This is a genomic window from Streptomyces sp. NPDC031225 (assembly GCF_055570355.1).
Window position 1 is genome coordinate 1,144 of the sequence record NZ_JBVIHJ010000013.1, and the last position, 13,401, is coordinate 14,544.

At 68.1% G+C, this 13,401-nt stretch carries 13 protein-coding genes; 5 read left to right on the forward strand and 8 right to left on the reverse strand.

Annotated elements, in window-relative coordinates:
• Window positions 1-129: 129 nt before the first annotated feature.
• From ACZ48Z_RS22360 to rpmH, 8 genes are all read right to left on the reverse strand, one after another.
• Window positions 130-1,230, reverse strand: coding sequence for a ParB/RepB/Spo0J family partition protein (locus tag ACZ48Z_RS22360; RefSeq protein ID WP_468737621.1), 1,101 nt, complete (start codon window positions 1,228-1,230; stop codon window positions 130-132).
• Window positions 1,227-2,300: a ParA family protein gene (locus tag ACZ48Z_RS22365; protein WP_468737834.1), complete on the reverse strand. Its 1,074-nt coding sequence runs from the start codon at window positions 2,298-2,300 to the stop codon at window positions 1,227-1,229. Before ACZ48Z_RS22365 ends, ACZ48Z_RS22360 begins: the two co-directional genes overlap by 4 nt.
• 266 nt (window positions 2,301-2,566) lie before the next feature.
• Window positions 2,567-3,283 (reverse strand): 16S rRNA (guanine(527)-N(7))-methyltransferase RsmG, encoded by a 717-nt coding sequence (rsmG, locus tag ACZ48Z_RS22370; protein ID WP_468737622.1) that lies wholly within the window; start codon window positions 3,281-3,283, stop codon window positions 2,567-2,569.
• A gap of 118 nt (window positions 3,284-3,401) precedes the next feature.
• Window positions 3,402-3,917, reverse strand: coding sequence for a Jag family protein (locus tag ACZ48Z_RS22375; RefSeq protein ID WP_468737623.1), 516 nt, complete (start codon window positions 3,915-3,917; stop codon window positions 3,402-3,404).
• 15 nt (window positions 3,918-3,932) lie between these two features.
• Complete coding sequence (yidC, locus tag ACZ48Z_RS22380) at window positions 3,933-5,231, reverse strand: membrane protein insertase YidC (RefSeq protein WP_468737624.1); 1,299 nt, start codon at window positions 5,229-5,231, stop codon at window positions 3,933-3,935.
• Between the two features lie 3 nt (window positions 5,232-5,234).
• Complete coding sequence (gene yidD / locus ACZ48Z_RS22385) at window positions 5,235-5,588, reverse strand: membrane protein insertion efficiency factor YidD (protein WP_468737625.1); 354 nt, start codon at window positions 5,586-5,588, stop codon at window positions 5,235-5,237.
• The gene (gene rnpA / locus ACZ48Z_RS22390; RefSeq protein WP_389099593.1) at window positions 5,585-5,956 is read right to left on the reverse strand and encodes a ribonuclease P protein component; all 372 of its coding nucleotides are present in this window, start codon (window positions 5,954-5,956) and stop codon (window positions 5,585-5,587) included. The genes yidD and rnpA overlap by 4 nt, the downstream gene beginning before the upstream one ends.
• 21 nt (window positions 5,957-5,977) lie before the next feature.
• A complete protein-coding gene (gene rpmH, locus ACZ48Z_RS22395) occupies window positions 5,978-6,115 on the reverse strand; it encodes a 50S ribosomal protein L34 (RefSeq protein ID WP_003967884.1) in 138 nt (45 codons plus the stop codon).
• A 383-nt stretch (window positions 6,116-6,498) separates the two neighbouring features.
• Here rpmH and dnaA point away from each other — a divergent pair, with 383 nt between their 5' ends.
• The 5 genes from dnaA (at window position 6,499) to ACZ48Z_RS22420 (ending at window position 13,298) form a co-directional block, all read left to right on the forward strand.
• Entirely contained in the window at window positions 6,499-8,481 is a 1,983-nt protein-coding gene (dnaA, locus tag ACZ48Z_RS22400) for a chromosomal replication initiator protein DnaA (RefSeq protein ID WP_468737626.1), read from the forward strand.
• A gap of 871 nt (window positions 8,482-9,352) precedes the next feature.
• A complete protein-coding gene (gene dnaN / locus ACZ48Z_RS22405) occupies window positions 9,353-10,483 on the forward strand; it encodes a DNA polymerase III subunit beta (protein WP_468737627.1) in 1,131 nt (376 codons plus the stop codon).
• Window positions 10,484-10,712: 229 nt separating this feature from the next.
• The gene (gene gnd / locus ACZ48Z_RS22410) at window positions 10,713-11,588 is read left to right on the forward strand and encodes a phosphogluconate dehydrogenase (NAD(+)-dependent, decarboxylating) (RefSeq protein ID WP_468737628.1); all 876 of its coding nucleotides are present in this window, start codon (window positions 10,713-10,715) and stop codon (window positions 11,586-11,588) included.
• 52 nt (window positions 11,589-11,640) lie between these two features.
• Window positions 11,641-12,762, forward strand: coding sequence for a DNA replication/repair protein RecF (gene recF, locus ACZ48Z_RS22415; protein WP_468737629.1), 1,122 nt, complete (start codon window positions 11,641-11,643; stop codon window positions 12,760-12,762).
• Window positions 12,759-13,298, forward strand: coding sequence for a DciA family protein (locus tag ACZ48Z_RS22420; protein ID WP_468737630.1), 540 nt, complete (start codon window positions 12,759-12,761; stop codon window positions 13,296-13,298). The genes recF and ACZ48Z_RS22420 overlap by 4 nt, the downstream gene beginning before the upstream one ends.
• Window positions 13,299-13,401: the final 103 nt, after the last annotated feature.

Genomic DNA, 13,401 nt, shown 5'->3' on the forward strand with positions numbered 1-13,401 from the left:
CCTACCCCCCCCCCCCCCCACTCCCCCCCCCCCCCCCCCCCCCCCCCCCCCCCCCCCCCCCCCCCCCCCCCCCCCCCCCCCCCCCCCCCGCTCTTCGCACTCTGCCTGAAGGGCATCATCCCGGCGAGGCTAGGCTTCCGTCTCCTCGTCGTCGCCGTCCAGCAGGCTCTTCTGGAGGACCGGCCCCTCACCGGGGGCGAGGCTGCTGAGGATGCGCTCAAGGTCCTCCATGGAGGCGAACTCGACCGTGATCTTGCCCTTCTTCTGCCCCAGATCGACCTTCACCCGCGTCTCGAACCGGTCCGAAAGACGGCCGGCGAGGTCACTCAGTGCCGGAGAGAGCCGGGTGCCTGCCCGAGGCCCCTTGGAACGCTGGGCAGTCTGCGGCCGCGACCCCATGAGGGTCACGATCTCCTCGACGGCACGCACCGAGAGTCCCTCGGCCACGATCCGGTGAGCCAGCCTGTCCTGCTCCTCCGAGTCGTCGACGGAGAGCAGCGCCCGGGCGTGTCCGGCGGAGAGCACCCCCGCAGCCACTCGACGCTGCACGGCCGGAGACAGCTTCAGCAGACGCAGAGTGTTCGAGACCTGCGGGCGGGACCGGCCGATGCGGTCCGCCAGCTGGTCGTGCGTGCAGTTGAAGTCCTTCAGCAACTGGTCGTAGGCGGCTGCCTCTTCCAGCGGGTTCAGCTGAGCACGGTGCAGGTTCTCCAGGAGCGCGTCCAGGAGAAGCTTCTCGTCGTCCGTGGCCCGCACGATCGCCGGGATCGCCTCCAGGCCCGCCTCACGGCAGGCCCGCCAGCGCCGCTCGCCCATGATGAGCTCATAGCGGGCGGGACCCAGCTCCCGTACGACGACCGGCTGGAGAAGACCGACCTCCTGGATGGAGGTCACCAGTTCCTGAAGCGCGTCCTCGTCGAAGACCTCACGCGGCTGGCGCGGGTTCGGCGTGATGGAGTCGAGGGGGAGCTCCGCGAAGTACGCGCCCACAGGAGGAGCGGGCGTGTCTCCATAACCGTTGGTCGACGGCTCTTCGGTTTCATGTGAAACAGGCGGCAGCATGGCCACCTTCGCCGCAGCCACTCCACGGTCGGTCGTCAACACCGGGACCGACGTCGGGGACGCGGAACCAGCGCCCCCCATCGCCGCTGGGGTCGGCGTCTTCTCCGTCGGGGCAGCAGGGATGAGTGCGCCGAGACCACGGCCCAAACCCCTCCGTCGCTCGCTCACTGGATCCCTTCCACCATGCTCGGGTTGCTCTGTGCGCCGATGTGCGCCTGCGTCGGGTCGTAGCTGATTCCGACGCCCCTCAGCGCGATCTCTCGCGCCGCCTCAAGATAGGACAGCGCACCGCTCGATCCGGGATCGTACGTCAGCACCGTCTGTCCATAACTCGGCGCCTCGGAGATACGGACCGAGCGGGGAATGCTCGTCCGCAGCACCTCGTCGCCGAAGTGGGTGCGCACCTCGTCCGCGACCTGGGACGCGAGGCGCGTCCGGCCGTCGTACATGGTGAGCAGGATGGTCGATACGTGCAGGGTGGGGTTGAGGTGGCCCCGCACCAGGTCGACGTTACGCAGCAGCTGGCCCAGGCCCTCCAGTGCGTAGTACTCGCACTGGATCGGGATGAGGACCTCCGCACCGGCCACCAGCGCGTTGACCGTCAGCAGGCCGAGCGAGGGCGGGCAGTCGATGAGGATGTAGTCCAAGGGCTGCTCGTACGCCTGGATCGCTCGTTGCAATCGGCTCTCGCGTGCCACCAGGGACACCAGCTCGATCTCCGCACCGGCGAGATCGATCGTGGCGGGGGCACAGAAGAGGCCTTCGACATCGGGAACGGGCTGGACAACCTCAGCCAGCGGCCTGCTGTCGACCAGGACGTCGTAGATGGAAGGAACTTCGGCGTGGTGGTCGATACCCAGTGCGGTGGACGCGTTGCCCTGGGGGTCGAGGTCGATCACCAGGACACGGCCACCGTGCAGAGCCAGCGAAGCAGCAAGATTGACGGTTGTCGTCGTCTTGCCCACGCCACCCTTCTGATTGGCGACGACCATGATCCGGGTCTGCTCGGGCCGTGGCAGACCCTCGCCGGCGCGACCCAAAGCCTCCACCGCCAGTTGGGCAGCACGACCGATCGGAGTGTCGTCCATTGGGGGCGGTGTTTCACGTGAAACATCGTCCCCCATCGACTCGGTTCGGGGACCGGGGACCGGATCGGTCATCGGTCCCGCGATGTTGGCGTCGGACCGCACGGATTCACTCTCCTCGACTTCAGGCTCGCAATGAACAGAGCCTCCCATGTCTTCGGGGTCATGAACCAGTGAGGCCTGTTGTTCTGTGGAGAAATCCACCTCTGTGGACAACTCCGTTACCTCTCCGAGTGACCCGAGAGGCTTCCGGTCGCGGGGTTCGGCCGCGGCGCGGCCCCGGCTGATGATGCCGTGCAGCAGTGAGCGACGTTTCACGTGAAACACGATGCACAGCAGTCGTGACCGTTTTGCTGCCGACACTCCGGCATGCGTAGGTTTGGCAGCTTGTGTGGAGTACGTCTCGTCGTCAGGACGGATCAACGACGCCGACGGGTCCGTCCCGTCCGGGCGGCCTTGGCTCGCTTGGCCGCGAACCGCACACCACCGGGGCTCTCCCCCACCTCGACCCGCACCACAGTGGACAACGGATCCACCACTCCCTCACCCACATGCAGGATGGATGTCTCCACCGCACCGAGCTTGCTCAGCGCCGTGGCCGAGGCTTTGAGCTCCTCCTCCGCGGTGTCGCCCTTGAGCGCGAGCATCTCCCCGTAGGGCCGCAGGAGAGGAATGCCCCAGGCGGCCAGCCTGTCCAGCGGGGCCACTGCACGTGCTGTCACCACGTGTACCGGAGTCACCTTGCCCATGACTTCCTCAGCACGGCCCCGGACAACCGTCACATGGTCCAGGCCCAGCAGCTCCACGACCTCGGTCAGGAAGGTCGTACGCCTCAGCAGGGGCTCCAGCAGCGTGATCTTCAGGTCCTGACGGACGAGAGCCAGAGGGATACCGGGCAGGCCGGCCCCGGAGCCGACATCGCATACCGTCACGCCCTCAGGAACGACCTCTGAGAGCACCGCGCAGTTCAGCAGATGCCGTTCCCACAGGCGGGGCACTTCTCGCGGGCCGATGAGCCCACGCTGCACACCTGCCTCCGCCAGCAGCTCGGCATAACGCACCGCGTCCGCGTAGCGATCACCGAACACCTCTCGCGCCTGTTCGGGCGCGGGGGGAAGCTCCGCTGCCTCCGTCACGGGGAACCGTCCTTCCGTAGCGCATCAGCGCACCGGGCGCCGACCACCAGAACTATCAGGCTGACAAAGTTCGGCCCCGCCTGCTCTACAGACGGGGCCGGAGGAACGTACGGACCGATCAGGCGGGAAGCACAACGACGAAGCGCTGCGGCTCCTCGCCCTCGGACTCGCTGCGCAGGCCGGCGGCCTTGACCGCGTCGTGCACGACCTTGCGCTCGAACGGCGTCATCGCGTCGAGCTTCACGGACTCGCCGGTGCTCTTGACCTCGGCGGCGGCCTTGGCGCCCAGCTCGGAGAGCTCTGTGCGCTTCTTGGCCCGGTAACCGGCGATGTCCAGCATCAGCCGGCTGCGGTCGCCGGTCTCCCGGTGCACGGCCAGGCGCGTGAGCTCCTGGAGGGCTTCCAGCACCTCGCCGTCACGGCCGACCAACTTGTTGAGGTCGCGGCCGCCCGAGTCGCTGATGATCGAGACAGCGGCACGGTCGGCCTCGACGTCCATGTCGATGTCGCCGTCGAGATCGGCGATGTCGAGCAGACCTTCGAGGTAGTCCGCCGCGATCTCACCCTCCTGCTCCAGGCGGTTCAGTGTGTCTGCGCCCTCGGCAGCGGCGGAGGTGGTGGTGCCTTCCGTCACGGGATGGACTCCTTCTTACTTCTTGGACGGGGACTTGGGCCGCTGCGGACCCTTGCGCTGTCCGGACTGGGCCTTGCTGCGGGTACCGGCGCCGGGCTGCTTCTTGGCCGGAGCAGCGGGCTTGGCGTCCTCGGGCTCGTCGGACTTGGTCAGCGAGGTCGGCTCCGACGTCGGGGTGTCATCGCCGGTCTTCGGGCCGCCTGAAGCGGCACCCACCGCACTGCCCGACTGACGCTGGGACTTGCTCTGCCGCTTGGGCTGCTGGCGCTTGGGCGTGGCCGCACTGGCCGGCGAGCCGTCCTCGGTCTGAACCACGGCCTGGGAATCGCTCTGGATCACGGTGCCGTCGGCCTGGGCCGCGAGCCCCGCCTTGTTCAGACCGTTGATGAACTTGCGCTCGAACTCGTTGCGGTCCCGGCCCTTGGCGACGATCGCCTTGATGATCGTGCGCTCGCTGCGCTTGCGCGTCTTGCCATGGCTGGTGACGTGCTTGGTCAGACGCTCCAGGTAGGCGGCCTGAGCCTTGGAACCCGGGGTCGGGTTGTTGTGGATCACGTACATCTGCTGGCCCATGGTCCACACGTTGGTGGTCAGCCAGTAGACGAGGACACCGACCGGGAAGTTGATGCCGAAGACGGCGAACATGACGGGGAAGACGTACATCAGCATCTTCTGCTGCTGCATGAACGGCGTCTTGACCGTGGTGTCGACGTTCTTCGTCATCAGCTGGCGCTGCGTGTAGAACTGCGACGCCGACATCATGACGATCATGATCGCGGTGACGACCCGCACATCGGTGACCGTGGCGCCCAGCGCCTGGACGGTGGCGGAGCCGTCCTTGAACTTCGCGGCGAGCGGGGCGCCGAAGATGTGCGCCTTACGGGCGCTGGCCAGCAGCGACTCGTTGATGACACCGATGGTGTCACCGGTCGCGATGCCGTTGAGCACGTGGTACAGGGCGAAGAAGAACGGGGACTGCGCCAGGATGGGAAGGCACGAGGAGAGCGGGTTGGTGCCCGTCTCCTTGTACAGCTTCATCATCTCTTCGGACTGACGCTGCTTGTCGTTCTTGTAGCGCTCCTGGATCTTCTTCATCTCGGGCTGGAGCGTCTGCATGGCCCGCGTCGACTTGATCTGCTTCACGAAGAGCGGGATCAGGCAGATACGGATCAGGATCACGAGGGACACGATCGACAGGCCCCAGGCCCACCCGGTGTCAGGGCCGAAGATCTTGCCGTACACCGTGTGGAACTGGACGATGACCCAGGAGACGGGTGTCGTGATGAAGCTGAAAAGACTGGCAATCGTGTCCACTAATCATGCTCCTTGGGCATGGGACGGAGTCTCGGCGGCCGGGCTCGAAGGAGTCTGTCCCTCGGCGGCCGAGTCGGCGGCGGAGGGCCCGCCCCTGCGTGCACGCCAGGCGTTACGCAGCATTTCGTGCCACCGGGGCCGCTTGCGTGGCGGGACATGATCCACACCCCCCAGCGACCACGGATTGCACCGCAGGATGCGCCAGGCGGTGAGCGCCGTGCCCTTGATCGCACCGTGCCGATCGATGGATTGGTAGCCGTAGTGGGAGCACGACGGGTAGTACTTGCACACCGGCCCGAGCAGCGGACTGATGGTCCACTGGTACAGCTTGATCAACGCCAGCAGCGGGTACTTCATCGTGCGCCCCCTCCCAGCAGCCGCTGCAGGGCGGCATCCAGGTCTCGGGCCAGTTGTTCATGATCGGCGTCGCCCGCCTCGGGCAACGCTCGTACGACTACCAGGCTACCGGGGGGCAACAGGGCGACGCGGTCGCGCATCAGATGGCGAAGCCTGCGCTTCACCTTGTTGCGCACGACCGCGCCTCCCACCGCTTTGCTCACGACGAAACCCGCACGCGTCGGGGGAGCGCTCTCCCCAGGCGCGTGCGGGTCCGTGGCACCGCTACGAAGATGGACGACGAGGGACGGGCGGCCTGCCCGGCGCCCCCGTCGTACCGCGGTCGCGAAGTCTTCGCGCCGCCTCAGCCGATGCTCGGTAGGCAGCACGACGTCATGACCTGATCAGAATCAGGCGGACAGGCTCGAGCGACCCTTGCCACGGCGGTTCGCGAGAATCGCGCGACCGGCACGGGTACGCATCCGCAGGCGGAAACCGTGGGTCTTCGCGCGGCGACGGTTGTTCGGCTGGAAGGTGCGCTTGCTCACTCGGGGGCTCCAGAAATCAATCGGTGGTGGCGGGTGCCGTCCTGGCTGTCACCGTGCGCCCACGAGAAGCTCGCAGTAACGCCCGAGTGCACCGCTTCCCGATCACCCGAAGCGATCTGTGCCCATCGGAGGCAGGCGGCAGCAGCCATCGACAACTCGACCTGGTCACGGTACGCGGGGCTACGCCATCCGGTCAAACCAGGGGTCACCGGGAGACACTATCCACAGCCTGGGGACAACAACTTGAACCGCACCCGTCGCCCTGACTACCTTGGCTGAACTCCGACTCGTTCCCCTGACCCCTCTGTTTCGGCTCCACCCCTTTTGAATCCCAACTCGTCCCACAACCACACGTTCGTGGGACCCGTGAGAGAGCGTGCCCTGTGGCTGACGTACCTGCCGATCTTGCCGCAGTGTGGCCACGCGTACTCGAGCAACTCCTCGGTGAGGGCCGCGTCCAGGGTGTCGAGGCGAAGGACGAACACTGGATCCGGCGCTGCCAGCCGCTCGCGCTGGTCGCCGACACCGCCCTGCTCGCCGTACCGAACGAATTTGCGAAAGGCGTACTGGAGGGCCGGCTGGCCCCCGCTGTCAGCGAGACGCTGAGCCGCGAGTGCGGCCGCCCGATCCGGATCGCGATCACCGTCGACGACACCGCGGGCGAACCCTCGCCGCCGCCCGGCCCCCCGGCCCCCCGGCACCAGCAGCGCTACGAGGAGCCCGAGCTCCCCGCCGGCCAGTACGACGACGGGTACGGCAACCAGTACGACAACAACCAGTACAAGGGCTACGGCCGCCACCGCGCCGACGACGACTCCAGGCCGGGCCGCGGCGAACAACGCCCCGGGCCCCAGGGTGACCACGCCCCCAGGGCGGACCAGCTCCCCACACCCCGCCCCGCCTACCCCTCGGAGTACCAGCGCCCCGAACCCGGTGCGTGGCCGCGCCCCGCGCAGGACGAGTACAGCTGGCAGCAGCAGCGGCTCGGCTTCCCCGAGCGCGACCCGTACGCGTCGCCGTCGCAGGAGCCGTACCCGCAGGAGTCGTACGGCACCCCGTCACAGGACTACCGGCCGCAGCCGATGGAACGGCAGTCGTACGACAACCCGCGCCCCGACTACGACCAGCGGCCGGACTACGACAAGCCACGTCCCGACTACGACAAGCCGCGCTCCGACTACGACCAGCGCGACAACCGCCGCGACCTGTCCGAGCCTCCCTCCGGCTCCGGGCGGGTGCACCGCGGCGGACCCGTCGGCTCCAACCTGCCCACCACCGGCGCCCCCGGTCCGCTGGCCGCGCAGCCCGCACCGGCGACGAGGCCCGGGGAGCCCACCGCTCGGCTGAACCCGAAGTACCTCTTCGACACGTTCGTCATCGGGGCCTCCAACCGCTTCGCACACGCGGCCGCCGTCGCGGTCGCCGAGGCGCCGGCCAAGGCGTACAACCCCCTCTTCATCTACGGGGAGTCCGGACTCGGCAAGACGCACCTGCTGCACGCGATCGGGCACTACGCGCGCAGCCTGTATCCCGGCACACGTGTGCGGTACGTGAGCTCGGAGGAGTTCACCAACGAGTTCATCAACTCCATCCGCGACGGCAAGGGCGACAGCTTCCGCAAGCGCTACCGCGAGATGGACATCCTGCTCGTCGACGACATCCAGTTCCTCGCGGACAAGGAGTCGACGCAGGAGGAGTTCTTCCACACCTTCAACACGCTCCACAACGCCAACAAGCAGATCGTGCTCTCCAGCGACCGGCCGCCCAAGCAGCTGGTGACGCTGGAGGACAGGCTGCGGAACCGTTTCGAGTGGGGCCTGATCACCGACGTCCAGCCGCCCGAGCTGGAGACGCGGATCGCGATCCTCCGCAAGAAGGCGGTGCAGGAGCAGCTCAACGCCCCGCCGGAGGTCCTGGAGTTCATCGCCTCCCGCATCTCGCGCAACATCCGCGAGCTGGAGGGGGCGCTGATCCGGGTGACGGCGTTCGCCTCGCTCAACCGGCAGCCGGTGGACCTGGGCCTCACCGAGATCGTGCTCAAGGACCTGATCCCCGGGGGCGAGGACTCGGCCCCCGAGATCACGTCCACGGCCATCATGAGCGCCACGGCGGCCTACTTCGGCCTGACCATCGAGGACCTGTGCGGCACCTCGCGCGGCCGCGCGCTCGTCACCGCCCGCCAGATCGCCATGTACCTGTGCCGTGAGTTGACGGACCTCTCGCTGCCGAAGATCGGCGCGCTGTTCGGCGGCCGCGACCACACGACCGTGATGCACGCCGACCGCAAGATCCGCAATCTGATGGCCGAGCGGCGCTCCATCTACAACCAGGTGACCGAGCTGACGAACCGCATCAAGAACGGCTGACACGGGCAGAGTCACGACGGTTTCGGCACCGAAGGGCGCCCTGGGGACGAGATCCCGAGGGCGCCCTTCGTCATACCGCCGTAGCCGGCTGTTCGATTAGCCGCCGGGTTACGGCCTCCCTCCACAGATTCGGTGACTTTCTCCCGTCCACATCCTGGGGACTGCGAAGTTGTCCAGATCGCGGTCCACAGGCTCGCCGCCGAAAGATCGTCAGCCCAGGTCAGAGGGCTGTGGATTCGTGGACGAACGATCTCCACAGACTGTGGACAGCGAAATGATCCACAGGCTGTGCGTCGAGTTGTCCACCGACAACCCACAGGCCGGGCCCGGTTGTCCCCAGCGATCAGTGGTTTCTCCACATGCCTGTCCACTGTTCGGCAACGCGACGCGCCTCCTCACCGGGTCGAGTGAAAGGCGTCACACGAAGGTGCCGGGTTGACCTGTGGGAAACGGGGGTAAAGCTGGGGACGGCGCTGGGGAGAACTCGCCCCAGGCTGTGCACGGAGTGTGCAGAACTTTCCGTTCTCCACAGAGACGCCTGGTTGTCCACCGCCTCCGCCCACAGGGCCGGTGGACAAAATTTCCCCTCTGAGCTGGGAAAACAGGGTTATCCACGGTATCCACAGCCCCTACTACTACTCCCAACTAGAGAGAGCTGGGAATCCGTTTAGAAGGGGGTCCTGTGCACAACTCGCTGTCCGGTGCCCGGCTGCCCCTCGTCACGACTTGACCCGAGAGGCACCTACTGTCAGTGGGGTGCGTCAGACTGTTCCCCGGTGTCCTTCCCGTCACAGGGGCCGACGACACCGAGACAACAGACGACGAAGCCAGGCAGGCCGAGCAGCGCCGGCAACAGCAGGAGGCGGCAACAGTGAAGATCCGGGTGGAACGCGACGTACTCGCGGAGGCAGTGGCCTGGGCGGCACGCAGCCTCCCGGCCCGTCCGCCGGCGCCTGTCCTCGCCGGCCTTCTCCTGAAGGCCGAGGAAGGCCAGCTGAGCCTGTCCAGCTTCGACTACGAGGTCTCCGCGCGGGTGTCGGTGGAAGCCGAGGTCGAGGAGGTGGGCACGGTGCTGGTCTCCGGCCGCCTGCTCGCCGACATCTGCCGTGCCCTCCCCAACCGCCCGGTGGAGATTTCCACAGACGGTGTACGGGCGACGGTGGTGTGCGGATCCTCCCGGTTCACACTCCACACCCTGCCTGTGGAGGAGTACCCGGCGCTGCCGCAGATGCCGACCGCCACCGGCACCGTCCCCGGTGAGGTCTTCGCCTCCGCTGCCGCCCAGGTCGCCATCGCGGCCGGCCGCGACGACACGCTGCCCGTCCTGACCGGTGTGCGCATCGAGATCGAGGGCGACACCGTCACCCTGGCCTCGACCGACCGCTACCGCTTCGCGGTCCGTGAGTTCCTGTGGAAGCCGGAGAACCCCGAGGCGTCCGCGGTGGCCCTGGTGCCCGCCAAGACGCTCCTGGACACCGCCAAGGCGCTCACGAGCGGCGACAGCGTCATCCTGGCGCTGTCCGGCTCGGGCGCGGGTGAGGGGCTGATCGGTTTCGAGGGCGCGGGCCGTCGTACGACGACGCGGCTCCTTGAGGGCGACCTTCCGAAGTACCGCTCGCTGTTCCCCACGGAGTTCAACTCCATCGCCGTCATCGAGACCGCCCCCTTCGTGGAGGCCGTCAAGCGTGTGGCCCTGGTCGCCGAGCGCAACACCCCGGTGCGGCTCAGCTTCGAGCAGGGTGTGCTCATCCTGGAGGCCGGTTCCAGCGACGACGCACAGGCTGTGGAGCGGGTCGACGCCCAGCTGGAGGGCGATGACGTGTCGATCGCCTTCAACCCGACCTTCCTGCTGGACGGCCTGAGCGCGATCGACTCCCCGGTGGCGCAGCTCTCCTTCACGACGTCGACCAAGCCGGCGCTGCTGAGCGGCAAGCCCGCCCTGGACGCCGAGGCGGACGAGGCCTACAAGTACCTGATCATGCCGGTGCGCCTCAGCGGCTGAGCATGTCGGCCGGCTCTGCCGGGACGCCTGCCGGGGCTGTGGGGGTTGTCCCCCACAAGATCGCCGTATGCCGGTGCGCCTCAGCGGCTGAGCGGGCGCTGTCGGAAAGCCCCAGGTGAGGGCATACGTTTGAGCGCGTATGCCCACAGGTGTGCGTGAGCGTCCGGGTTTAGGCTCGTACGTGGGTACGAAAGTGCCCCACACGTCACCGCAACCTAAGGAACATCTGATGGAGCTCGGTCTCGTCGGCCTCGGCAAGATGGGCGGCAACATGCGCGAGCGGATCCGCCGCGCAGGCCACACCGTGATCGGATACGACCGCAACCCGGACCTCGCCGACGTCCACAGCCTGAAGGAGCTTGTGGACGCGCTAGAGGGCCCGCGGGTCGTGTGGGTCATGGTCCCGGCCGGTGCGCCGACCCAGGCGACCGTCGACGAGCTGGCCGAGCTCCTGGAGCCCGGTGACGTCGTGGTGGACGGCGGGAACTCCCGCTGGACGGACGACGAGAAGCACGCCGGGGAACTGGCCGCCAAGGGCATCGGATTCGTCGACTGCGGTGTCTCCGGCGGCGTGTGGGGCCTGGAGAACGGCTACGCGCTGATGTACGGCGGCGCCCCGGAGGACGTCGCCAAGGTGCAGCCGGTCTTCGACGCCCTCAAGCCCAAGGGCGAGGCCGGCGCGGTGCACGCGGGCAAGGTCGGCGCGGGCCACTTCGCCAAGATGGTCCACAACGGCATCGAGTACGCGATGATGCAGGCCTATGCCGAGGGCTGGGAGCTCCTGGAGAAGGTCGACTCCGTGACCGACGTCCGGGAGGTCTTCCGCTCCTGGCAGGAGGGCACGGTCATCCGTTCCTGGCTGCTCGACCTCGCGGTCAACGCCCTCGACGAGGACGAGCACCTGGAGAGGCTGCGCGGTTTCGCACAGGACTCCGGCGAGGGCCGGTGGACCGTGGAGGCCGCCATAGACCACGCGGTGCCGCTGCCGGCGATCACCGCGTCGTTGTTCGCGCGGTTCGCGTCCCGCCAGGACGACTCGCCGCAGATGAAGATGATCGCGGCGCTGCGCAACCAGTTCGGCGGCCACGCGGTCGAGACGAAGTAATCCACAGGACTGTTCACACAGTCCACAAGCCGGGGGAGGTCGGCGCCCGACCATGCACGTCACGCATCTGTCGCTGGCCGACTTCCGCTCGTACGCCCGGGTCGAGGTTCCGCTCGACCCGGGCGTCACCGCGTTCGTGGGTCCCAACGGGCAGGGCAAGACGAACCTGGTCGAGGCGATCGGCTATCTCGCCACTCTCGCAAGTCACCGGGTCGCCTCCGACGCTCCCCTCGTCCGCATGGGCGCCGACCGTGCCATCGTCCGGGCGCAGGTCAGGCAGGGCGAGCGGCAGCAGCTGGTCGAGCTGGAGTTGAACCCCGGTAAGGCGAACCGGGCCCGGATCAACAGGTCTTCGCAGGTCAGGCCGCGCGATGTGCTCGGGATCGTGCGGACCGTGCTGTTCGCGCCGGAGGATCTCGCGCTGGTGAAGGGCGATCCGGGTGAGCGACGTCGTTTCCTGGACGAACTGATCACCGCGCGCTCCCCGCGCATGGCCGGTGTGCGGTCCGACTACGAGCGGGTGCTCAAGCAGCGCAACACACTGCTGAAGTCGGCCGCGCTCGCGCGACGGCACGGCGGCCGTTCCATGGACCTGTCGACGCTCGACGTGTGGGACCAGCATCTCGCGCGCGTCGGTGCGGAGTTGCTCGCCCAGCGGCTCGACCTGATCGCCGCGCTGCAGCCGCTGGCCGACAAGGCGTATGAGCAGCTGGCGCCCGGCGGTGGTCCGGTCGCACTGGAGTACAAGCCGTCCGCGCCGGGCGAGGCGCACACGCGCGAGGATCTCCTGGAGCAGCTGATGGCCGCGCTCGCGGAGGTGCGCAAGCAGGAGATCGAGCGGGGCGTGACCCTTGTCGGACCGCATCGGGACGACGTGAATCTCAAGCTCGGTCAGCTGCCCGCCAAGGGGTACGCCTCGCACGGCGAGTCCTGGTCGTACGCGCTGGCGTTGCGCCTGGCGTCGTACGACCTCCTTCGGGCGGAGGGAAACGAGCCCGTGCTGATCCTGGACGACGTGTTCGCCGAGTTGGACACCCGGCGCCGTGAGCGCCTGGCCGAGCTGGTCGCGCCCGGTGAGCAGGTTCTGGTGACGGCGGCGGTGGACGACGACGTGCCGCACGTGCTGACGGGGACGCGGTACGCGGTGTCCGAGGGAGCGGTGGAGCGGGTATGAGCGACGAAGAGGCCAAGGCCCCCCCGGGGCCGTCCGAGCCGTCCGGAGTCGACCTCGCGCGTGTGGCGCTGCGGGCCGCCAAGGAGCAGGCACGCGCGCGTGGGGACGCGGCGCAGCAGAAGAAGCAGGTACGGCGCGGTGGTGGCCTGCGCTCCGGGGCGCGCGCCGACGGCCGCGACCCCATGGCGTTCGGCGCCGCCATCAACCGTCTGATCACCGAGCGCGGCTGGGAGACGCCTGCCGCGGTGGGCGGGGTGATGGGGCGCTGGCCGCAGATCGTGGGCGAGGACCTGGCCAAGCACTGTGCGCCGGAGACGTACGACGAGGACGAGCGGGTGCTGGTGGTGCGCTGCGACTCGACGGCGTGGGCGACGAATCTGCGGCTGCTCGCGCCGCAGTTGGTGGCGCGTCTGAACGAGGATCTCGGGCACGGCGCCGTGAAGGTGATCAAGGTGAACGGCCCCGGTGGTGCCCCTCGTCGCTACGGCCCGTTGCGCGCCCCCGGCAGCGTGGGACCCGGCGACACCTACGGGTGACGGACATCACATCAAGGGCGTCGGCGGTGCCATCGGGGCGCCGCCGACGCCTTTGTCTTGGCACCGCGCGCGGTTGCGAACTGCGACGTGACTCCCAAGTAGC